The organism is Acinetobacter sp. Tr-809, assembly GCF_011753255.1.
Lineage (GTDB): Bacteria > Pseudomonadota > Gammaproteobacteria > Pseudomonadales > Moraxellaceae > Acinetobacter.
In genome coordinates, this window is the sequence record NZ_VWVZ01000006.1 from 221628 (window position 1) to 244289 (window position 22662).

At 41.7% G+C, this 22662-nt stretch carries 22 protein-coding genes, 2 tRNA genes and 1 riboswitch; of the genes, 12 read left to right on the plus strand and 12 right to left on the minus strand.

The features are described from left to right. Positions 1–645, plus strand: a complete 645-nt coding sequence (locus F3J02_RS14660) for an MBL fold metallo-hydrolase (RefSeq protein WP_167250422.1) — start codon at positions 1–3, stop codon at positions 643–645. A 64-nt stretch (positions 646–709) separates the two neighbouring features. On the opposite strand, the gene F3J02_RS14665 is transcribed toward F3J02_RS14660, so the two are convergent. Continuing rightward, complete coding sequence (locus tag F3J02_RS14665; protein WP_167250424.1) at positions 710–2446, minus strand: hypothetical protein; 1737 nt, start codon at positions 2444–2446, stop codon at positions 710–712. Between the two features lie 268 nt (positions 2447–2714). After that, positions 2715–2906 (minus strand): DNA gyrase inhibitor YacG, encoded by a 192-nt coding sequence (locus tag F3J02_RS14670; protein ID WP_167250426.1) that lies wholly within the window; start codon positions 2904–2906, stop codon positions 2715–2717. A gap of 91 nt (positions 2907–2997) precedes the next feature. On the opposite strand from F3J02_RS14670, the gene F3J02_RS14675 reads away from it, so the two are divergent. The 5 genes from F3J02_RS14675 to F3J02_RS14695 all read left to right on the plus strand — a co-directional run bounded on the left by F3J02_RS14675 (position 2998) and on the right by F3J02_RS14695 (position 6724). After that, positions 2998–3642, plus strand: a complete 645-nt coding sequence (locus tag F3J02_RS14675; RefSeq protein WP_167250428.1) for an SAM-dependent methyltransferase — start codon at positions 2998–3000, stop codon at positions 3640–3642. Next, positions 3635–4822, plus strand: coding sequence for a TIGR03862 family flavoprotein (locus tag F3J02_RS14680; protein ID WP_167250430.1), 1188 nt, complete (start codon positions 3635–3637; stop codon positions 4820–4822). The genes F3J02_RS14675 and F3J02_RS14680 overlap by 8 nt, the downstream gene beginning before the upstream one ends. A gap of 58 nt (positions 4823–4880) precedes the next feature. Beyond that, positions 4881–5540 (plus strand): hypothetical protein, encoded by a 660-nt coding sequence (locus tag F3J02_RS14685; protein ID WP_167250432.1) that lies wholly within the window; start codon positions 4881–4883, stop codon positions 5538–5540. A 116-nt stretch (positions 5541–5656) separates the two neighbouring features. After that, complete coding sequence (locus F3J02_RS14690) at positions 5657–6067, plus strand: GFA family protein (RefSeq protein ID WP_005192105.1); 411 nt, start codon at positions 5657–5659, stop codon at positions 6065–6067. 18 nt (positions 6068–6085) lie between these two features. Beyond that, on the plus strand, positions 6086–6724 hold the full coding sequence (locus F3J02_RS14695) for a flavin reductase family protein (protein WP_167250434.1): 639 nt from the start codon (positions 6086–6088) through the stop codon (positions 6722–6724). 12 nt (positions 6725–6736) lie between these two features. Here the strand turns inward: F3J02_RS14695 and F3J02_RS14700 are convergent, their stop codons facing one another. Beyond that, positions 6737–7069: a HopJ type III effector protein gene (locus tag F3J02_RS14700; RefSeq protein WP_167250436.1), complete on the minus strand. Its 333-nt coding sequence runs from the start codon at positions 7067–7069 to the stop codon at positions 6737–6739. 138 nt (positions 7070–7207) lie between these two features. Here F3J02_RS14700 and F3J02_RS14705 point away from each other — a divergent pair, with 138 nt between their 5' ends. From F3J02_RS14705 to F3J02_RS14715, 3 genes are all read left to right on the plus strand, one after another. Further along, complete coding sequence (locus F3J02_RS14705) at positions 7208–8059, plus strand: DUF2071 domain-containing protein (RefSeq protein ID WP_167250438.1); 852 nt, start codon at positions 7208–7210, stop codon at positions 8057–8059. A gap of 81 nt (positions 8060–8140) precedes the next feature. Further along, positions 8141–8207: riboswitch (Fluoride riboswitch) on the plus strand. Positions 8208–8338: 131 nt separating this feature from the next. Beyond that, positions 8339–8719 (plus strand): fluoride efflux transporter CrcB, encoded by a 381-nt coding sequence (gene crcB / locus F3J02_RS14710; protein WP_004802433.1) that lies wholly within the window; start codon positions 8339–8341, stop codon positions 8717–8719. A 16-nt stretch (positions 8720–8735) separates the two neighbouring features. Then, positions 8736–9065 (plus strand): DUF190 domain-containing protein, encoded by a 330-nt coding sequence (locus F3J02_RS14715; protein ID WP_167250440.1) that lies wholly within the window; start codon positions 8736–8738, stop codon positions 9063–9065. Between the two features lie 98 nt (positions 9066–9163). Here the strand turns inward: F3J02_RS14715 and F3J02_RS14720 are convergent, their stop codons facing one another. The 4 genes from F3J02_RS14720 to F3J02_RS14735 form a co-directional block, all read right to left on the minus strand. Next, the gene (locus F3J02_RS14720; protein ID WP_005239968.1) at positions 9164–9418 is read right to left on the minus strand and encodes a type B 50S ribosomal protein L31; all 255 of its coding nucleotides are present in this window, start codon (positions 9416–9418) and stop codon (positions 9164–9166) included. Between the two features lie 212 nt (positions 9419–9630). Beyond that, positions 9631–10923, minus strand: coding sequence for an ABC1 kinase family protein (locus F3J02_RS14725; RefSeq protein ID WP_167250442.1), 1293 nt, complete (start codon positions 10921–10923; stop codon positions 9631–9633). A 199-nt stretch (positions 10924–11122) separates the two neighbouring features. Further along, positions 11123–12484 carry an MATE family efflux transporter gene (locus F3J02_RS14730; RefSeq protein WP_251110203.1) on the minus strand — a complete coding sequence of 454 codons (1362 nt, stop codon included), beginning with the start codon at positions 12482–12484 and terminating at the stop codon, positions 11123–11125. A gap of 28 nt (positions 12485–12512) precedes the next feature. Continuing rightward, entirely contained in the window at positions 12513–12974 is a 462-nt protein-coding gene (locus F3J02_RS14735; protein ID WP_167250444.1) for a DMT family transporter, read from the minus strand. A 138-nt stretch (positions 12975–13112) separates the two neighbouring features. On the opposite strand from F3J02_RS14735, the gene hemW reads away from it, so the two are divergent. Further along, positions 13113–14267, plus strand: coding sequence for a radical SAM family heme chaperone HemW (gene hemW / locus F3J02_RS14740; protein WP_167250446.1), 1155 nt, complete (start codon positions 13113–13115; stop codon positions 14265–14267). 122 nt (positions 14268–14389) lie between these two features. Here hemW and F3J02_RS14745 read toward each other — a convergent pair. The 5 genes from F3J02_RS14745 to F3J02_RS14765 form a co-directional block, all read right to left on the minus strand. Then, positions 14390–14465 (minus strand) — tRNA-Lys (locus tag F3J02_RS14745). 120 nt (positions 14466–14585) lie between these two features. Then, positions 14586–14661: transfer RNA gene (locus F3J02_RS14750), tRNA-Lys, on the minus strand. A gap of 173 nt (positions 14662–14834) precedes the next feature. Further along, complete coding sequence (locus F3J02_RS14755; RefSeq protein ID WP_167250448.1) at positions 14835–16676, minus strand: long-chain-acyl-CoA synthetase; 1842 nt, start codon at positions 16674–16676, stop codon at positions 14835–14837. A 194-nt stretch (positions 16677–16870) separates the two neighbouring features. Then, a complete protein-coding gene (locus F3J02_RS14760) occupies positions 16871–20200 on the minus strand; it encodes an Rne/Rng family ribonuclease (RefSeq protein WP_167250449.1) in 3330 nt (1109 codons plus the stop codon). A 209-nt stretch (positions 20201–20409) separates the two neighbouring features. Next, a complete protein-coding gene (locus F3J02_RS14765) occupies positions 20410–20556 on the minus strand; it encodes a hypothetical protein (RefSeq protein WP_004637771.1) in 147 nt (48 codons plus the stop codon). A 432-nt stretch (positions 20557–20988) separates the two neighbouring features. On the opposite strand from F3J02_RS14765, the gene F3J02_RS14770 reads away from it, so the two are divergent. Together F3J02_RS14770 and F3J02_RS14775 are read left to right on the plus strand one after the other, a co-directional pair. Beyond that, the gene (locus tag F3J02_RS14770) at positions 20989–21921 is read left to right on the plus strand and encodes an RluA family pseudouridine synthase (protein WP_167250451.1); all 933 of its coding nucleotides are present in this window, start codon (positions 20989–20991) and stop codon (positions 21919–21921) included. After that, complete coding sequence (locus F3J02_RS14775) at positions 21918–22592, plus strand: HAD family hydrolase (RefSeq protein ID WP_167250453.1); 675 nt, start codon at positions 21918–21920, stop codon at positions 22590–22592. Before F3J02_RS14770 ends, F3J02_RS14775 begins: the two co-directional genes overlap by 4 nt. Positions 22593–22662 lie beyond the last annotated feature (70 nt).

Below are 22662 nucleotides of genomic sequence, written 5' to 3' on the forward strand. Positions count from 1 at the left end.
ATGCTACAAGTCAAAATTGTCCCTGTTACCGCATTTGCCCAAAATTGCTCAATCTTGTGGGACAGTGAAAGCAAAGAAGCGATTTTGATTGATGCGGGCGGTGATGCTGCGGTACTAAAAAAAGAAGTGGAAACCTTAGGCTTAAAGGTGAAAGCATTGTGGTTGACTCATGGACACCTTGATCATGCAGGTGCAGTCGGTGAGTTAGCTGACACATGGAAGATTCCTGTGATTGGTCCGCATAAAGAAGATCAATTTTGGCTGGATATGATTCAGGAAGTCTCTGCTCGTTATGGTTTCCCAATCCCACAACCTGTAAAAGTCGATCAATGGTTAGAGGGTGGAGAAGTATTGAAATTGGGTGAGGATGAGTTTGAGGTGCGTTTTGCTCCAGGCCACACCCCAGGGCATGTGATGTTCTATAACGCCAAGCATGGCTTATTATGGACAGGTGATGTTTTGTTTAAAGGTTCAATTGGGCGCACAGATTTTCCGAAAGGTAATCATCAACAGTTGTTGGATTCAATCAAACGTGAATGTTTTAGCTTGCCAGATGAAACGCAATTTATCTCTGGACATGGACCAATGAGTACCATTGGTTATGAAAAGCAATTTAACCCCTTTGTAGCAAGCAAAGCAGGTTAATTGAGTGATTCAAGCTTCTGTATCAATTTGATTGCTACAGAAGCTTTTCGTTTTGAGATGTTTTCTAAATCGTTTCCAGCCATTTCTGATTGGCCAAGTTCAAATCAAAATTCAAACTATTACAAATGCTCTGTAAATCAAAAGAAGCTTTATCTTCTGGAATCTGAATCAAAATCGGTAAACGGGTAATACCATTGTCTCCGGTCGGGAAGGCATAATGCCGTTCTTTATGATTAATTGAAATCAGTGACTCAAACTCTAAATACACAATCAGTGACGGGAAGCGCCGTTGAATGCGGATAATTTCCTGATGGGCATGCCTTTTGATTTGTGAGGTTTTTTCTTTGAGCTTAATAATATTGTCTTTAATTTTCTGAGGTTTATTTAATAGCTTGCTAAGAAAAGATGCGCTTTGTTTCAGTTGACGCTGATTTTCCTTAAGCTCTGAAAATGCATCTTTATATTCTTGCAAAGAATTAATGCTCAGGTCTTTGAGAATATTAGTGGGCTCCAAGGCAGCGGCATGATGCTTTTTCCAATCCTCATAAGAAAATACAGTAAAGACATCACTATGGCGTTTTTGCAACAAGGTGGCATAGGATTTCAGCCGTGCGATAAACAGATTGACTTGTTTATTTAACATGATCAAAGGTTGTGATTGAAAGGCAATAAAATGGCTAATCAGATCATCTAGAGTCTGTTTGACGCTAATGTAGAGATAGTGACATTCATCGCTATGATGCACTGCATGTTTTAAAGCGTCTGCGATCGGTTCAAGGATATTGCGACAGAGTTTTTGTTCGAAATCAATCAGCCGTTGTTCAACCAACTTTTCAATAAAGATACCATGAGGATTGAGTGGTTCCATCAAAAAAGGAATCAGGGTCTTATTGGCATAAAGCTCGATATGACGAACAATATCAGAGACATAGTGATTGACCTGTTTATCAATGGTAATGATGTGATCCATCTGCCATCGGAATTGTTCATGCTGTGATTCATCTTCGATTTGATCTAAAGCTAAAAAAGCAGCATTGAAGTAAATATTTTCACAGGCTTCAAATTTTTCTTCCTGCAAAAAGCGTCGAATCGAAAAAGTATTCGCGATACCTTCTTTGCTTGGCGCGAGTGCAAAAATATACTTAGATGTTTTAACAATATCGAGCTGTTTGGTTTTTTGTTGTTGGTACAAAAAATATTTAAGAATATGTGGTTTTTCTTCTCTTAATTGATGAGAACGAATAATGTTAAAGGAATATTTGAGTAGCTGTTGTTTTAAAAACACTTCAGTAATAAATGTTTTGATGACATCAGTATTGATGTGCCTTTGATTGGCAGGCAATTGAATGACTTCTTTCTGCAAAATGATCTGTGCAGAGGCATAGATGAATTCTTTTAAAACCTGTTTTTTCTGTTCTTGTAAATCAAAATCATTTTCTACATTGATGCGGTTAAGCTGACTGAGCATATTTTCTAAATAGTCGGAAATGGCATAGATCTCTTGGTATTGTTTTAGTTTTTCCAAAGAGTTGGCAATGGTTCTGACGAGCGCCTTCATGGGTGCATCTTGGATTTTTTCTGCGAATAGGTGGATGTCATGCTTGGCAAGATAAGAAAAACTGTGCTCTTTTCGGTTCCAATGAATCTTTTTAAGTTGCAAAATCTGCTGGCAGATATTCTCACGGTCTTCAGCAGCGCATATGGAAAAAAGCATGTGTAAACTAAGCTGCCAATTTGTATCTAGATTTGGATCAATTTGAGTCGCTAGAACCCTGAGCTGGTAAGGAATTGATTGATTCATTATTACATCCTGGTAAGTCTAAATATTTTTATTAAACAAACTGATCCCTATAAAATTTTGATTAAGGTTGGATCAGTATGAGATATCAGTTGTAGTGAGTTATTTGCTATTTTTATTCATTACAATGTGTGGATTAAGATTTGCACAAGGTCAAAAAAAAGTAAATTACTGTGATGTAAATCACACATCTAAAATGTGTAAATTTTTATTAAAATATATAAATATGGATTGGAAAAAAGTTTTCTAAGAGCTTAAAAAATGAAGATGGTTAATCTTCATAATCATCTTCATTGCGTTTTTGATCTGCTTGTGGTGCGTCCTGAGTCGGAAGTTTGTATTCATCACTGGCCCAAGCACCGAGATCGATCAACTTACAGCGTTCTGAACAGAAAGGACGAAATTGATTACCTTCCCAAATGCTGGCTTCACCGCAACGCGGGCAGGGGAATGTACGTGACATAGAAAATTCCTAAAACAAAGAGCAAATAGATTAGGCAAAAGTAAGGTGAGTTGTTAGACTTATGCCGATTTCTAGATAGTTTGATGAGATTATGTCGATTCGTCAATTTCAAGCGCAACGTATGCAAGCCCCTCGTGATTTTATTGCCATTCCCAATACGCCAATCTGCGTTGAAATTGGGGCCGGAAAAGGCAAACATGCCTTATTGTTTACGGGTCGAAATCCGCACACCACGTTGTTTGCGATTGAACGAACCAAAGAAAAATTTGTGGCAATGCAGAAACAGCATCAATTAGAACCACGTGACCATTTAAATCCGATTCATGCAGATGCACTTCCTTGGGTGGTGCATGCGTTATTCCCTGCGCAAGTCGAACAATTTTTTATTCTCTATCCGAATCCAGAACCGCATAATCCTGCGCAGCGTTGGCTGAATATGCCGTTCTTTGAGTTTCTACTGTCTCGCCTTCAGCCGAATGGCACAATTACTTTGGCGAGTAATATTCCTGAATATATTGATGAAGCAGAACAACAATTGATTGAATTGTGGAAATTGCCGCATGAAAAGCAAAAAATTGCAGCAGATTCTGCTCGAACGCATTTTGAAATCAAATATTTAGAGCGTGGCGAGTTGTGTCAACAGTTGATCATTCGAAAACCAGAAGGCTATGCAACCCGCTTTGATGATTTTGAACCGTTACAAGGCCAAAACGTTCAAGAGCAAGCTGATGCCTAAGCGTGTTGCAATTATTGGTGCAGGCCCAGCAGGGTTGATGGCTGCTGAGGTTCTAAGCCAATATCACTATGAAATCGATGTGTTTGAACAAAAACCTTCGGCAGCACGCAAGTTTTTAATGGCAGGTAAAACAGGTTTGAACATTTCACATGCTGAGCCTGTGGATACGTTTATACAACGTTATGACCATGCTGCATGGTTGGGACCTTGGGTGAAGCAATGGGATGCACAGTGGATTCAGAGCTGGATGCAAGGGCTTGGTATTGAGTCCTATGTGGGGAGCTCTGGTCGAATTTTCCCGGTTGAAATGAAAGCTGCCCCCTTACTTCGTGCATGGTTAAAACGATTAATGAATGATGGTGTGCGTTTTCATTATCGTCATCGTTGTATTGATTTATCTGAAAATCAATTGACGATTGAAAATCAAACCCAGTGTTTTACAGCAACTTACGATGCAATCATCTTAGCCTGTGGTGCAGTGTCATGGTCACAATTGGGTAGTGATGGTGCGTGGCAGCAATGGCTCTCAAAAAATGAAATTGAGCCTTTCCAAGCCAGTAATGCAGGTGTAATTAAAACATGGTCAACGTTCATGCAGGAGTGTTTTGGTCAGCCGTTGAAGCGCGTTAATGCGTGGGTGCAATCTGAACAGCAAACTCATGGCGATATCATCATTACTCACTACGGCTTTGAGAGTGGCGTGATTTATAAATTGGGTCGTGATCTCAGAGCACAGCTTGCCCAAAAACAGCGTTTACAATTACATCTGGACCTACTGCCTGATGTCAGCATTGATCAATTAGAAAAGAAATTACAGGGCAACAAAAAGCAGTCTTTGACCAATCTCTGGCGTAAAGCAGGTTTGGACACTGTCAAAATTAATCTACTCCGAGAAATTGTCGAAAAAAGCTTATGGTCAGATGCCAAGCAAATGGCTCAGCAAATTAAGCATTTGAGTATTCCTTTGGATGGTTTCCGTCCAATCGAAGAGGCCATCAGCTGTGCTGGAGGTGTGAAGCAAACTGCTGTATCCGCACAACTGCAATTGCAATCTAATCCTTATGTGTTTTGTTGTGGTGAAATGCTAGATTGGGATGCACCCACAGGTGGCTATTTACTGACAGCTTGTTTCGCAACTGGAAGAGCGGTAGCAGAAGGAGTAAATACATTTATCAAATGATAAAATAAGCTAAAATACTTGAATAAAAATAATCTAAATTAATTTATGAAGAGGGTATATGAATATTGAGCCGACAGTGGAAACACAAGACAACGAAATAATAAAACCATTGCAACCGAAGCAAGTGATCACTTTATTTTTCCAACCGAAAAAGTTTTTTTCTCAGTCTAAAAACTATCATCATCAAAGCATTATTTTGATTGCTTATTTAATTGGTATGGTGACTGTTATGGATCGAATCGATCAGCAGTTATTACGTGCCGAGACAACAAATAGAACCTCTTTCATTAGCTCAGCTGCAGAGGCTTGGCCAAGTTACTGGTTATGGGTACTGGGCATGGGGATTATTTCTGCTGCATTTGGCTGGTTGATTCAAGGCTGGTGGTATAAGAAAAGACTGCAGTTTTCAGGTGCAAAAGAGGCTGATCCACAACTTGCCCGACACGTGTATGTATTGCAATCCTTGGTCTTTGTATTGCCGATTGTGCTTACCACCGTCATTCAAACATTTTTATATTCAAATTATATTGAAGCCTATAATCAATCTACATTTTTAGGCTTTATTCCCGTTCCATTTTTATTTTTGTCATGTTGGGTGAGTTACCGTGGGGCTACCCAAGTGTTTCATACCAATGGATGGGCAAAATTTTGGTTTTTAGGTTTACCGATCCTGTTCTACGTTTTGATCATTGGGGTATTTTCTGCCTTGATCAGTTGAGTCTAAAAGGCTGTGTGATTTCTCTTAAATCTCATTATATTTCTTGAGCAGATTTGCCTTGTGATTCAGCATTTAAAAATGCTAGTTTTGAGTAAATGTTCATCAGGAATAGGAATATGTCTCAAGCTTCATCGGTCTATCGTGGCAGTTGTTTATGTGATGGTATTCATTATGAGATTCATGGTGAAATTGGTGAGATCATACAATGCCATTGTCAACGTTGCCGAAAAGCCAATGGTACGGCCTATGCAACCAATGCACCGATTAGCAGCACAGCGTTTAAAATCGTACAGGGTGAAGAGTTGGTTAAAAAGTTTGCTGCATCTGGTGTGTATCGCTGGTTCTGTGGCGAATGTGGCTCTCCATTGATCAGTTCACGGGATGCACAGCCCGAGCTTTATCGATTAAGAATAGGGACGTTGGATACGCCTTTGCAGCAAAAGCCAAGTATGCATATTTTTGCTGCATCGAAAGCCGAATGGGATTGTATTGCCGATGATCTACCGCAATACGCTGAACGTCCCTAAATTAGCCGTGTTGTTATCATGATTTTTGAAACTTCTGATTTAGATGCCAATGAAATCTATCGCTTGTTGGTCGGGGGAATTACCCCTCGACCGATTGCATGGATTAGTACACTCTCCGTGGATGGGATTGCCAATATTGCCCCTTATTCCTTCTTTAATGTGGCTAGTTGTAATCCACCTATTTTATGGTATTCGCAAGTCAATCCAAGAAATGGGCAGGATAAAGACACCATCAGAAATTTAATTGAGACCCAAGAATGTGTGGTGCATATTGTGAATTCAGCGTTGCTGGAAAAGATGAATTTATCTTGTGCTTTGTTGCCACCAGAACAGAGTGAATTTGAGTTTGCCAATATTGAGGCTGAACCGAGTCATACCGTCGCAGCTTTATCTGTCAAGGATACACCTATTCGTTATGAATGCCAGTTAAGGGAGGTTCTGCAACTCAGTACGCTTCCATCGGGTGGTACAGTGGCATTGCTGGATGTGAAGTCGATTTATGTTGATGATCGCCTATGGGATGGGCAGATGATTGATCAACAGCAACTTCAGAGCGTGGGCAAAATGGGTGGTGATTTTTATAGTTTAAGCACTGACTTGCGGAAACTGGCTAGACCGATTCTGAATACAAACGCAGATATAAAAAAAGGAGGTTAAACCTCCTTTTTCTTATTTTGCAATTAAGGCTTCGCCTTCAAACTTTATCCCATCCCAGCCATGTTGCATAAACTGGCGGATATTTTGATGGTCGGTGGCTTCTGGCGTCGCAAGTACAGAAGCATAATGTTCTGCAAATAAACTTAAAGTGTCTGCTTGGCTTAAACCTTCAATTTTTGCGAAGCTCAGTACTTTAGCACTGCCTTGGTTTTCAGTGGCTGCATTGAATTGTGCGCCATTTTGAAACGCTGTTGGAGTATGTTGATAACGTGCTTCGATAAATGCCAATACATCAGCAAATTTTGCTGAGCCATCTTTAAGTTGTGCCAATAAGCTTTGAGCCATTTCAAAATTCCATGTTTATTGAATCAATGTCCGCATCATAACATTGAAAATGTAGAATAGAAGTCGATCGGTATATGAGCTAGACGTTATAGTATTGTCGGTTTATGCTCAGAACGCTTATGAATGTGTTGAATAATAATGAATCGACATTACTTTAAATTACCGCCATCCAAACGTTTATTGCGCTTTCTCGCTCCCGTTTTTAGTTGCCACTTCCTATTGCAACTGCGCCGTTTGATGATGCGTCTACTGCCGTTTATGCCTTTGCAGAGTCAGGTCAGCAATATTGTGTATTTGTCGTGGCTGTTAGATGTTGAACAGGTACGTCAGCGCTATCCCAAAGATGTACCGTTATGGGAAAAAGACGGAAAAACCATTTTTACGATTTTGACTTATCAGCATCATCATTTTGGCTTCAGTTTCTTGGGAAAATTACGTCAGTTAATGCCCTCACCTCGACAAAGTAACTGGCGCTTTTATTTGGATGAGTCACATCCAAAGACCGTGATTTTTGAGCAGGTAATCGTTGATCAGGCTTTATATGTCATTGGTGGCCGTTTTGCCAGTGATGTGATGCCAGCACAATATGCATCGACTTTTCAACATCAACGGGATAAGCAAGTGATTCATACCGAAATGCGTGTTGATGCCGATTATTCTCTAAGTAGTGACGTAGAAATTACCACAGATAAACAATTACCTGATGCATGGCAGTCGTTATTTCCATCTTGGGAAGGGGTTGTTGAGTTTTTGGTCGATCAAGATCAGGCATGGACAGAATGGGTCGATCAACCGACTCGAATGTCGCAAGGGGATATTCAGATGCCGTTTCAGTTTCAACAGATTCAAGCTGCTCAGGTTCGTGCATTACAAGCACCCAAATTATTGCAACAATTGGGTTTAGGCGATGAGACAGAGGCTTTCGCTTTTGTCGTACCTGCATTAGATTTTTATGTAGTTGGGGAAAAAGTTTTAGCGATATCGGAATAAATTGTGGATAAGTTCATGTTTATACACAGCGTCATTCAGCATCAAAAACATGGGTTGAGTTGCCCAAAAAATATGTTATTTTAGAGCAAAGGAGATGGCATTCCTCCTGTCACAAACCGCCATAATGGCTAATGATGCCTACGTTACCCTGAACAGGGGGCGTAGGTTCGTGCGTGCTCTGTTCCCATTTTGGAGTTCGCAATGAAAATTATTCAGAACAATAGCTATAAATCAATGTCACATTATTCTTTCACTCCAACACTGCCTTTGGAGTAAGTCATGTACTATCCATTACTTTCAATCGCTTTGGGTTCTGTATTAGGCGCATGGTTGCGTTGGTTCCTGGGTTTAAAGCTCAATCCAATTTTTCCCAATATTCCTTTGGGTACGGTCACAGTCAACTTTGTTGGTGGCTTTATTATCGGTTTTGCAATTTCTTATTTTTCTCAAAGTTCACTGAGTCCAAATTACAAACTGTTTGTGATTACTGGCTTCTGTGGTGCATTAACCACATTTTCGACCTTTTCTGCCGAGATTATTGCCTTATTGCAAAGTGGTAAGTTGGGTTATGCCTGTGCAGCAATTTTGATTCATGTGATTGGGTCATTGTTGTTTACGATTTTGGGTATGAGTTTGCATCAATGGCTAAGTGCCGCATAGTGTGGGAGTGGTGATAATGAATGGGTTTTTAATAACTTTTTATACCGCGCAAAATCGTAACTATCAGGGACAACTGATCAGCGAATGGTTATTGTCTGTCGCAAAACAAATGAACTTGCGCGGCGCGACGGTGCTCGCTGGACTGGAAGGTGTTGATCATCATGGTTTGTTTCATTCAGCCAGTTTCTTTGAGTTGGCTGATCGACCTGTACAGATCCAGTTCGCAGTAACAAATGAACAGGCAGTCGAATTGATGAATTATTTGAATAGCAAAGAAATCTCTTTGTTTTATGTCAAAACACCGATTGAGTTTGGTGTGGTTGGACAAGCAACGCTAGATTCTTAGAGGGTAAATGTTAGGTATAAAAAAAGAAGTCTAAGTGGAGGAGAGATAAGCTTAGACTCCTAATGCTTACAGCCTAATGTGTGAAACTTAAATGAAAATTAACCTTTGCGGTTAAAACGTGCAAAGCGTTTGTTAAAGCTTGCAACACGGCCTTCATTGCTTGCTTGGCGTACTTCACCTGTATAAAACGGGTGTGATGCACTAGAAATATCAAGGGTGACGTAAGGGTAGACTTGACCTTGATATTCTTTAGTTTGTTTCGTTTGCAGTGTACTACCAATTAAGAAGTAGGCATCTGCATTGGTATCATGGAACAAGACTTGTTGATAAGCAGGGTGGATATCTTTACGCATTTGGAATGGCTCCTATTATTTATAGAAATGTTATAACATAACAATATGTGCAGTCAATCTTATTCATTTCAAGTTTTATTGAAATTTATTTGTAAACAATGAATCAGTGAGCATGGCATATGGAACTTTGTTCAAGCCATTTGATTTGTTAGAGGCTTGAATATGAGTGAAATAAAAAATGCCAATCAGATGATTGGCATTTTTTATGAAGTTTAGTTCGGGACTAACTCTTCAAATAAATCATTAAGATTGTCATGTACTTTGAGGTGAATCAGGTTCCAGTAATGTCCTGAAATAGTTCGATTGACCATTAAAGTATCAGGAGAGGGTTTAAACACATCCCAGTATTTCAATGATTGTTTCACTAAGCGCATACCATCATGATGCGATGAATTTTCAGCAAAATCATAATGCGTGCTTAAAGGACGCAACAGGATTTCAATCCATTGTGTATATAGCTCGCTTGGGAATTTCTGCTTTTCAGCAATCGAATGTAATTCCACCAACAGATCTTCGACCTGAGCAATATCTTCTTGGCGAGCAGCATTCACCAGTGCTTTGAAATGTTGAATGATTTCAGGCGAAAGGGTCTTAACGCTGCCATAATCATAAATAATGACACTGCCATCTTCACGGAAAGCAAAGTTGCCTGGATGTGGGTCACAATGGAAACGCTTCAAGAAAAACATTTCCTGTCCTAAAGCACGAATCAGACGACGACCAATTTGATTGCGGGTTTCAACTGACCATGTGCTTGCCGTTTCAATTGACTCGCCTTGTTCAAGGCTGAGTGTCAGTACGCGACGAGAAGAATAATCTTTGTATACGGTTGGGATAATGATTTGATCATCGAGCTTTTCATGGAAGGTTTTAAATACTTCTAGGTTTTGTGCTTCAATTTCGTAGTTGAGCTCGGCAGACAAACTGTCCTGAATCTCCTGAAACAGTTGATCTTGCAGCTTCTTATCAATCTTTAAAACACCCATCAATCGCAAAGCCAGACGGACTTGTTTTAAGTCGCTTTCACAAGCTTGGTCAACACCTGGATATTGCACTTTCACTACGACAGCCTGACCATTTGGCAGTACTGCACGGTGTACTTGTCCAATTGAAGCTGCGGCAAAAGGTTCTGCTTCAAAAGAACTAAAAATCTGGTCTAAAGGTTTGCCCAACTCTTTTTCGACTTGTTGCTGAATCGCTGTAAATGGCATTGCAGGTGCTTGGCGTTGTAGTTTGGCAATTGCCTTTGCCACTTCTGGTGGGAAGATATCTTTATATTGCGAGGCGATTTGTCCGACTTTCATCACTGCGCCTTTCATTTCACCTAAAGTGTCTGCGATCTGTAAGCCAATGTCTTGGAACAGTTTGCTACGTGCAGCATTTTTTTGTTCCTCATCTGCAGTTAGATTACGAATGGTGTTGGCAACACTTTTGCTGGCAATACTTGCGGTCATACCAGCCAGTTTTAAAAAACGCTTACTGGGAGAGCTTGCATGTTTTGCCATATGTACTTGACCTCGGGCGATCCAGTTTTAAAGAGATTCTTTGATCATAGGCGACAAAACTTAAATTGCCTATACCAAAATGTTAAGTGATGTAAGCATGCAGCGAAGAGCGGATATAAAAGATGTATCGATGAGGGGATGAGATTAAGAGCAGCATCCTTACTACCCTTAATCAATAACACTAAATACGTGTAAAATTTTATGTATTGAAACCTGCTCGTTGTGCCAAACGTTTATTGTTCAAATATAAACGGCCGATCAGTAGTACACAGGCAATAGTTAAACCAATAATCAGACCGAGCCAGACACCAGCAGCGCCCCAAACTGTATAGCGAGCAAGGTATAAACCAATCGGGAAGGCGACGATCCAATACGCCATTAAGGTGATCCACATCGGGGCTTGAGTGTCTTGCATACCACGTAAACAACCTGCCGCACTAACTTGCCATGCATCCATTAGCTGATAGGCCATCGCAAACCAGAGTAGGTACATCGCCACAGGAATGACATTAATATCCGTGGTATAGATCGCAACGATATAGGGGCGCGCAAGCGCAATCAATGTCATGGTCAAGGCTGCAAAGATCGTGGCCGTAATCAATCCCACGATTTGTACTTGGCGCATTGCATGCCAGTTTTGTTCACCGTAATACATGCCAACACGAATGGTTAATGCAATGGCTAAAGACAGTGGGATCATAAACAGCTGAGAAGTGACTGAGATCGCAATCTGATGAGCTGCAATCGCATTTTCACCAAGCGGACCCAGTACAATCGCACCTGTACTGAAAATACTGACTTCAAAAAATACAGCAAGCCCAATGGGTAAACCCAGTTTTAAAATGCGTTTAATCCAAACTGGATCAATTCTTTCCCATTTTGTGAAGACTGGTGCCTGTTTATAGGCTTTGGCTTTGGAAATATAAATGGCCAAAGTGATAAACATCAGCCATTGCAAGATCGCTGTTGCAAAACCACAACCTGCGCTGCCCAATGCTGGAATTGGCCCAAAGCCATACATAAAGATAAAGTTCAGTGGAATCAATACCAGTAAGGCAATCAAGCTAATGGCTGTGACAGGACGTGGATGTCCCAACGCTTCTGAATAACTTCGTAGAGCTGCATACATCATCACTGCAGGCATACCAAAGCCAATTGCATGTAAGAACAGGCTTGCTTTCGGTATTAAGCTTTCAGGCACACCAAACAGGGGCAGGAACATTGGCATACATTGCAGAATTAGCATCGCAACAATACCGAGAATGACAGCAACCCATAAAGACTGGCGGGCAATGGTTGGAATTTTTTCGGGTGTTCTTGCACCACGTGCCTCAGCAACCAAAGGTGTTGTTGCCAACATTATTCCTGCAAAGAGCAGCATGACCGGAATCCATAGTCCAACACCGACTGCAATCGCTGCCAAATCCGTAGCAGAAAGATGACCTGCCATAATGGTATCGATTAAACCTAATCCAGCTTGGGCAAACTGTGTAATTAGAATTGGAAACATCAAATGAAATAGCTGTTTGAGTTCAAAGCGCTTGGTTGTGGCATGGGACACAAAAAATACTCTTATTAAAATGGGGGAATTAGCGTTGTAGTGTTAATAACACACCAATAAAAATCACAATGCTACCCAGTAGACGTTGCCAATTGATCGGTGTTTTGTCTGTACCTAACCAGCCAAAGTGATCAATCAACATGGAAATCACCAATTGTCCAAAAATCACTAAACCTGAAAAAGTTAAAAATCCGAGTTTAGGTGCAGTATAAATGCTCATGCTAATTGCATAAACCCCAAGACAACCACCTAACCACAGATACCAAGGAATTTGTGAAAGTTCAACTAAACTGGGTTTGTCTGCACCTTGAAAATAAACCAGCAAGGCTAGAATAATCGTCCCAATCAAGAAGGAAAGCAACGCGGCTTGTAGTGGTGAGTTCAGATACTCTCGAAGTTGTGCATTGATCGCCGTTTGAAAGGCCATTGCTATGCCAATCCCTAAAGCGAGGGGCAGTATAAATAGCAATTGGCTGGAAATTTTCATCATATTATCGGTCTAATTGTTCTTTATGCTTTCAGTCTAACTGAATACATAGGGGATGATAAGCCGTATGCGTATTGATGCTGCAACCGTGCCGAGTCGAGTCATGTTAAAATAATCAGGTTCTGTCATTGAGCTTGTATTTTGAGTCCGTTAAATCCAGCAAATATCCCACTGTCCTTGTATATCCATATGCCATGGTGTGTACGTAAATGTCCTTATTGTGACTTTAATTCGCACGCTGTACCTGATGGGCAATTGTCGTTGGATTTGGAACAGCAATATCTTGCTGCACTGGTGGCTGACTTTGAGACTCAGGTTGAAATGGCGCAAGGCAGATCCATTCATAGTGTGTTTATTGGTGGCGGGACACCGTCACTGATTTCTGCACAAGGTTATCAATGGTTGTTTGATCAACTCAAAGCACGTTTAGACTTTGAAGCTGGCTGTGAAATTACACTGGAAGCTAATCCTGGGACGGTTGAGCATGATCCATTTGCTGATTATCTGGCGGTGGGCATTAATCGTTTGTCATTGGGTGTTCAAAGTTTTGATCCTGAACATTTACAGCGCTTAGGTCGTATCCACTCAGCCAATAATGCATTGGATGCCATTCAGCAGGCGCGTCAGGCAGGCTTTGAGCGCGTCAATGTCGATCTGATGCATGGTTTACCCCAACAGACTGAGGAGCAGGCCTTAACCGACCTGAGATTGGCTGTGGAGCAGGGTGCAACACATATTAGCTGGTATCAACTGACCATTGAGCCAAATACGGTTTTCTTCCGCACCCAGCCTGTATTGCCTCAAGATGAAGTTTTAGAACATATTCAAGAGAAGGGTGAGGCGTATTTAAAAGCCAATGGTTATGTGAATTATGAAGTTTCAGCATGGCGTAAAGAACAACCATCTGCACATAATTTGAATTATTGGCAATTTGGTGATTATCTGGCGATTGGTGCAGGTGCACATGGCAAAGTTACCCGACCAGATGGGGTTTATCGGTTCCAGAAAACCCGCTTGCCGAAAGATTATTTAGCCAAAGTTCCAGCAGAGCATGTGCAAATGAAGCCTATTGAAGCTGAGGAATTACCTTTTGAATTTATGATGAATGCTTTGCGTTTAAATGATGGTATTGCTGCTGCATCTTATGCTCAACGTACAGGGCTGGCGTTGGAAGATTTGAATGAGACGTTGCATCAGTTGCGTGAGAAAAAACTGCTCATTGCTGATCAGGATCGAATTGCCTGTACCGAGCAGGGGCATATCTTTTTAAATTCGGTATTAGAAGCGTTTTTATAATTTCAACACATGATGACTTTGAGCAAGGATGCTTAGAGTAAAACCAGTTCTGTTGTCATCTTTTAGAAAGAACTTAAATAGAAAATAAAAAAGCCTCATCAATGATGAGGCTTTTTAGAATTTGGTGGGTCGTCCGCGATTCGAACGCGGGACCAACGGATTAAAAGTCCGCTGCTCTACCAGCTGAGCTAACGACCCTGAGCGAGGGTAAGTAAAACAACGTTTTACCTGAGCGCAAGAGAAAATCTATGATTTTCTGTAGCTTAACCTCTAACAGGCATTTGTAAAATACATTTTACAAACTATCAAAACATTAGATGGTGGGTCGTCCGCGATTCGAACGCGGGACCAACGGATTAAAAGTCCGCTGCTCTACCAGCTGAGCTAACGACCCTAAGCAAGTGTTTCAACAAGCTTCGCAAGAAAAACTAATTTGTTCTAAATGCGTCTTCGTTTTGATGTTGCGTATTCTAGCAACTTATTCAGCTAACACAAGAGGAAATTAAAAAACATGTGCATGATTGTTTATAAAAAGCACGATTTCCTCTTATTTAGCTAAAAAATAAACTAGAAACGGTATTGATAGCTTTGAATATTATCAAAGATCTCAGTATTTACATCACTATAGCTGCTTGCACCAGGTAATAAAACCAGTAAACGTTCAGAAGTTTTGCTTGGATTAAATGAGTCTTCTTTCAGTTTATTCTTCTGGTATTTAAATGTCCCAGTCGTTTCCACTTTCTCTTGAACACGTAAGAAAACAGGAATGGCATAAGATGGTAAGCATTTTTTAAACACATTAACCATGTCGCTTAAATCCGCTTCATTCAGTTCTGCACCGTCGATCAAGGTAATCGCAGCCATACCTGCACGACCATTGGTATTTGGAATTTCAACACCGTATACCACTGCTTCGGCAATCTTTTCATATTCGCAGACCATGTTTTCTACTTCTGTTGTAGAAACGTTTTCACCTTTCCAGCGGAATGTATCACCTAGACGGTCAACAAACTGTGCATGGCGGAAACCAATATCACGGACCAAGTCTCCAGTATTAAAATATGAGTCACCTTGGGTAAACACATCTTTCAAAATCACAGATTTGTTCTTTTCTGGATCGGTGTAGCCATCAAATGGTGAACGGCTGGTGATCTTACCAATCAGTAAGCCAACCTCACCAGTCTTCACTTTCTTGCAGTGACCTTTCTTATCGCGAACTAATTCATTCTTTTCTTTGTCAAATTCAACGATCGCGTATGGTGTTGGAGAGAAGCCTACAGTGTTGTCAAAGTTGAAGATGTTGCTAAAACCAACGTTACCTTCGCTAGATGCGTAAAGTTCAAGTACTTCTTCAACACCAAAACGTTCTTTAAACTTGCCCCAGATATTTGGACGCATGCCATTACCAATCATCTTAGTCACGCGATGGGCACGATCTTGTTCTGTGACAGGTGCATCAATCAAGTAACGACACAGTTCACCGACATAACCAATTGCAGAGGCATTGAATTTCTGTACATCTTTCCAGAATGCACTGGTTGAATACTTGCGGCGTACGGCAAGTGTTGCACTGCCTGCAATCACACCACACCAGCACACGACTACACCTGTTGCATGGTAAAGCGGGAGGGTCACGTACATCACATCATCTTTACCTAAGTTCAGGATATGACCATAGGTGCCATAAGCAAGTGTCCAGCGGCTATGGGTGAAAATCACGGCTTTTGGTAAGCCTGTTGTACCAGAGGTATAGATGTAGAACAAACCATCTTTACCTGTCACGGTGCGGGTAGTCGATGGATTGAATTTTGGAAATTGGTCAATTTGTTGCGCAAGGTTCACATAACCTTGTGGTGCAATCCCTGCATTTTTACGCGTTTCTTGATCGGCAAACCAGTGGAAACGATCTTGAGCAACTTTTAAGTCTTGGCGTGCTTCATCAATCGCAGCACGGACTTCTTCCCCTGCAATGACTGCAATTGGGTTCACCAAGTTGATACTGTGTGCAAGCACTTTACCGACTTGTGAGGTATTGACGAGTGCAATAGTGACGCCAATTTTTGCCAAAGCAACAATAGAAGCGATCAGCTCTGGACGGTTTTCAACCATCACTGCAATCACGTCGCCTTTCTTTGCCCCAAGTGATAAGTAGTAATGTGCAATCTGGTTTGCCCATTCATTGAGTGCTTGATAGCTATAGCTTTGATCTTCAAATAACAGTGCGATGCCTTGAGGGTTACGCTTGACTGCTTTTTCAAAGGCAATACCTAAACCAGCAGGAGATGTTGGCGTTCGCAAATATGCTTGTTTAAGACCATTGAGGATATGAGGTACTTTAGTGATGAAGTTAGGAAGTCGAGTAGCGACATCACCAAGGGTAATAATATCGGTCTGCGTAGTTTGGCTCATATCAATCCTATTTATTTTTCGATCAATCCAAGAAATGGCTATCCGTTAGAACACAACCATTCACACCATTTTGTTAATGCTGTTTTGTAATGGTAAGTGCCTAGAGCAATCAACCTAATTTGACAAAATAACAAAAAAGCCTAGTCATCGAAATGACTAGGCTTAGCCTTATTGAGTGCAATTTAGCAAATTACTCACTCAGCGGTGGTCTTTTTCGGTGGGCGTCCGCGAGGGCGGCGAGGGCGGTTTGATTTCTCTTTTTCCGCTTTCGCTGCTTCATCTTCTGCTTCCGTTTCAGCCGTAGATTCAGCTTTTTCAACAGCTTGAGTAGATTCAGTAACTTCTGCAACAGTCTCGCTTACGGTTTCAACTTCAGCAGTTACAGCAGGTTCAACTACTTCAGCCTCAACTGGTGCAACATCAGCTACAGCATCTGTACTGGCAAGTTCTAAAGGTTGTTGCTCAGGTGCAATTACGGTTGCTTCTGTGACGACTGCATCGTCTGCTTGTTTCACTTCTTCTTTCGATTCAGTGCTTTCTACAGCAGCTGGCGTCGCATTTGAGGCAACATGTGCTTCTTTCGCTTGTTCCGCAGCAAGTTTCGCTAAACGACGGCGCTCACGAGGGTCATTGGCAACACGAACTGCCGCTGCGTCTGGTGGTGTTAATGCTAACACTGGCGCTGGTTCAGCTTCTTCAGTTGGTTTTTGCGTCGGAAGTTCAGCATCGCGTGTTACAGGACGCTTTTCTTTCTCAACTACAGTTTCCGTCACTAAGCTACTTGCATGTTGTTCAGCGAACTTTTGTAAAGCACGGTTGAAGGTTGTAACTAAGCCAAATTGCTCAATCAGGATTGTGCAATCATCACCATAGACATGGCGGATTAAGCTACCCATTGTGTACTGACCAAGTGTAGGCGTCTGTGATAGAGCAACTTTGACTGTAGCCGTTTTCGGTGCAGTTTGATTATTGCGCTGACGACGACGTGAACGAGGATCATTGCTGGCACGTTGTGCAGGTGCTTGTACAGTTTCTTCGTCTGCTGCCTTTTCAGTAGCTGTTTGTTCTACTTGAGCTGGTGCTGGCGTTTCAACTTTCTCGACTACAGGTTTTACCTTTTCTGCTTTAGCAGTCGGTGTTGGTGCCTGTTGTGGATTCAATGCAACAATTTCACTTTGACCTTGATCAAGATTCACGATCAACGCAGTGTTCATTGGCTCTACGCGTGGTGTATCAATAACATCAACTTTCACTTGCTGTGAATTTACTGCAGTTTCAGGTGCAGCAGGTGTTTCGTTTAAAACACTTTGATCACGGTGGCGGTTCGGTCGATTTGGACGTTGCTGGTTACGGTCACGACGTGGTAAAGGCGCAGACTCATTGCCTTGAGCAGCATCATGATGCTGTTGCTGGTTTTGAGATTCTTGTGGCTGCTGACGTTTTTGTTGACGTTTTAGCTCACGTTGTTCTTGGCGCTGTTCTTGACGTGACAGTTGAACGACTTCTTCATGCACTTGATTTTGTTGTTCATGCGCATGAACATGTTGTTCACGTTGCTCTTTGTGTTTGCGTTTCTTCTGGTTTTGATTTGGACGATGTGATTTTTCGTCTTTCTCAAATGTTTCACGCGCTTCTTGTTTCACAGGATTTTGTGAAATATAAGCATTGTTTGCAGCTGGAGCAGCAACTTCAGCGACAACAGGTGTAGTCACTTGACCAAATTGACCACGGCTCACAGCACCATTGTTCACCATTTGTTCAATCGCGGCTGCTGCATTTTGTGCAGAACGAGATTGATCAGTGGTTTGCGCTTGTTTTTGAACAAATAGGTTCTCTAACCAAGCACAAGGACTCGCTGACTTTTGTGTCGTTGCTTGAGTCTGTTTTGCTTGCGCAGCGTGTTGCTGGTTTGCTTTCTTCTGTGGTGCAGCTGCTTGATTTTGTGAAGGTGCAGCATGATGATGCTCTGCATCTTCTAAATGCCAGTCAGAAGACTCATAACCAAGTTCTTTTTCGCTTGAACGGGTTGCTTCTGTACGTTCATAGCTAGAAGGCGCAAAACCATCTGGATTGAACTGGATTTGGTAGTGTGGTGTTTCTAAGTGCGGGTGAGGCAACACGGTAACACGTACATTCGAGGTTTGTTCTAAATAAACCAAGCTGTGACGCTTTTCATTCAATAAGAATGCTGCAATTTCTACAGGGACTTCAACTTGAACTTCACCTTGACGCTCGCGTAGTGCAATTTCTTCAACCTTACGCATAATCGAAAGTGATAGTGAGCGTAAGTCACGTACCATACCTGTGCCATGACAGCGTGGGCAAACGTAGCCAGTCGCTTCTTCTAAAGAAGGACGTAAACGTTGACGACTCATTTCCATGAGACCAAAACGTGACAGTTGACCGAATTGAATACGTGCGCGATCGCTTTGCGTTGCTTCACGTAATTTCGCTTCAACCATACGCTGGTTGCGGTCTTTAGTCATGTCGATGAAGTCGATTACGACTAAGCCACCAATATCGCGTAAACGAAGTTGACGTGCGATTTCTTCGGCAGCTTCTAAATTGGTATTTAAAGCTGTTTCTTCAACATCATGACCGCGGGTTGATTTCGCAGAGTTGATATCGATCGATACCAATGCTTCTGTTTGGTCAATCACGATTGAACCACCTGAAGGAAGTTTTACTTCACGTTCATAGGCAGTCTGGATTTGGCTTTCGATACCAAAATGAGCAAATAATGGCTCGTTCAAGGTATAGGTTTTGAGTTTGTCGAGTTGACGCGGCATGACTGCTTTTACGAAGTTATAAGCTTCGTTATAGGCTTGCTCGCTATCAATCAGGATTTCAGCCACATCATCACGTAAATAATCACGGATGGCACGTGTCACCACACCAGCTTCTTGATGAACCAGCATTGGTGATGGACCAGTGCTTGCAGAACCTTGGATTTGCGCCCAAAGGTCAAGCAAATGTTGCAAGTCGAGTTGTAACTCTTCCTGTGTGCGACCAATACCCGCAGTACGAACGATCACACTCATGCCACGCGGTACATTTAAAGACGCTAAAATTTCTTTTAGCTCTTCACGTACTGAACCCGAAATTTGACGGCTGATGCCACCACCTTTCGGGTTATTTGGCATGAGAACTAAATAACGACCAGCAAGTGAGATAAAAGTAGAAAGGGCAGCACCTTTATTGCCACGCTCTTCTTTCTCAACTTGAACCAGTAATTCAGTGCCTTCAGTGATGAGTTCACGAATATTTGAAGTTTGACGAGGGTCAGCTTTGAAATACGAGTTTGCAATTTCTCGCATAGACAAAAAGCCTTGACGCTGTGCGCCGTACTCAACGAAAACCGCTTCTAAAGATGGTTCAACGCGAGTGACGTGACCTTTATAGATATTTGATTTTTTTTGTTCGCGAGTACGATTCTCTAAATCGAAATCGTAAAGACGATTACCAGTGATAAGTGCAACGCGAACTTCTTCGGCGTGGGTTGCATTAATCAACATACGTTTCATGGGTGTGACACCTAATAGTGATGCACACAAACAACAAGCTCAATATTTTTGAGCAAACATCAAATTGGCGCGATCAAGACTCAGAAGCAACTTTGTGTAGGAAGCTCTGAAACCACTGACTGTAAATATCCAGCTGGGGTTTTGATACGGTTATTTTGATGTCGGCAATACTGCTTCAATCTTGAATCCGTTGATATTTCATGTATGTCTTACATCTGTGAAATATCACTAGATCCGACATAATCAAAGTTTCCTGTACGCTTCACTGGCGGGTGAGCGGTGCATTGGATGGTGACTTTCACTGTCATTAAGCATTGAAGTCGATCCATCTGGAAGTCTTGATACGGAATGATCATCGTATCTCTGCTTAGCAGTTCCAATGCATCAACGCTTTAGCCTGAATGCGACATCAGGGAGCAAATTGTCTGATGTGGATCAGTTTACGTTTAATAACCAGCAAATTGCTGGCGACATATTTTTTCTGAACAAACTGTATGTGCATATGCACAATTAAACGCAACAGTTTGCCATTTTGCCGATATAATAAGCCTTCGGCGTCGGCATAATTCTTTAGGACCTATCCGAGTTGTTGGTGAATATCTCATCGATTGAAAATTTTATCTAAATAAAATTTCTGATTTGATGCTCACTTACGGTGGTATCCGTGCGCTGAATATACCAAACCTTGCAGCATCTGCCTATGGGCTAAGTTTAGGTTTCTTGTGAAATAACTTAGCTAAATGATCATTTTTTAATCATATTTAGCAAATCTTGGATTAATCGAGCGTATGAATTCTACACAACAATGGCAAAGTGTCACTTGGTTTGACGTGGATGAGCATCAAGACGGGCAGCGAATAGATAATTTTTTATTTACCCGATTAAAAGGTGTTCCAAAAAGTCGAATCTACCGTTTGATTCGTGAAGGGCAAGTACGCGTTAATAAAAAAAGAATAAAAGCAGAAACACGTTTGAATATTGGCGACCAGATTCGTGTCGCACCAATCCGCTATGAACAAAAGGATGAAACTGCGGCACCAGTTAGTGATGGCGTGGCACAAAGCCTACTCAGCCGTGTGGTATATGAGGACGAAGGGCTATTGGTTGTGAATAAACCTTCAGGTATTGCCGTACATGGGGGTAGTGGTGTGGCTTATGGCTTAATCGAAGCTCTACGTGCCGCGACAGGTAAAAAATATCTGGAGCTGATCCATCGGATTGACCGAGATACTTCAGGCTTGGTCATGATCAGTAAAAAGCGTAGTACTTTAAAGCTGCTGCAAGACTTATTGCGTGAGCATAAAATTCAAAAAACGTATGCTGCGATCGTCAAAGGACAAGTCAGTCTGGATCAGCAATTGATTGATGCACCATTGTTGCGTTATGAACTTGCCAATGGCGAACGTCGCGTTCGTGTGACCAAAGAAGGTAAGCCGAGTAAGACCGATTGGAAAGTAGTTGAACGCTTTAAATCAGCTACTTTGGTACATGCGTCACCGTTATCGGGGCGGACCCATCAAATTCGTGTGCATGGTTTAAGTATTGGTCATCCTTTAGTCGGGGATGATAAATATGGGCACAATACGGCATATACAGGCCCTGAAGCGCGTCGTTTGTGTCTACATGCAATGCGTTTAGAGATTCCAAACTATCCAACCATTGAAGCGCCAATGCCTGAAGATATGCAACAGGTGATCGATCAGTTGAGAAAGCAGAAATGAATCAAAATATCGAGTTAGTGATTTTCGACTGGGATGGCACTTTATTCGATTCGGTTGGGCAAATCGTGGCAAGCCTGCAATATGCAGCACAACAATTTGAACAACCGCTGACAGATGAAGCAGCAAAAAGCATTATTGGCTTAGGTTTACCCGAAGTCATGCAGATCTTGTTTCCACAAGTGCCGCATTTACAGCAAGACATTTTGCAGTGTTATGCAGATCATTATGTCGCGAACTCCAAAGAGGACGCATGGTTTAGCGGTGTTGCAGAGTTACTGGCTGATCTAAAACAGCAAGGCTTAAAGCTCGCTGTGGCAACAGGCAAAAGTCGTAAGGGTTTAGATCGAGTTTTAGCACAAACCAATAGTTATGAGATCTTTGATATTACCCGTGCAGCCAGTGAAACCAAATCTAAACCTGATCCATTGATGTTGCAGGAAATTTTGACTGAAATGGATGTAGCTGCTGATCGTGCTGTTATGGTGGGTGATACCAGTTATGATCTAGAAATGGCTCGAAATCTGAATATGCCGCGTATTGGGGTGAGTTATGGTGTGCATAGCATTGAAACCTTGCAGCAATTTCAGCCACTCGCCATCGCGCACAATGTGCATGATTTGCATGCTTATTTGAAAAGTATGCTAAATGTTGCTGCCTTGACCGAGAATTAATCCATCCACATCATATGAAACGACAATGATGGGAGTGTTCACACTCCCATCATCCATAATAACAATAGGG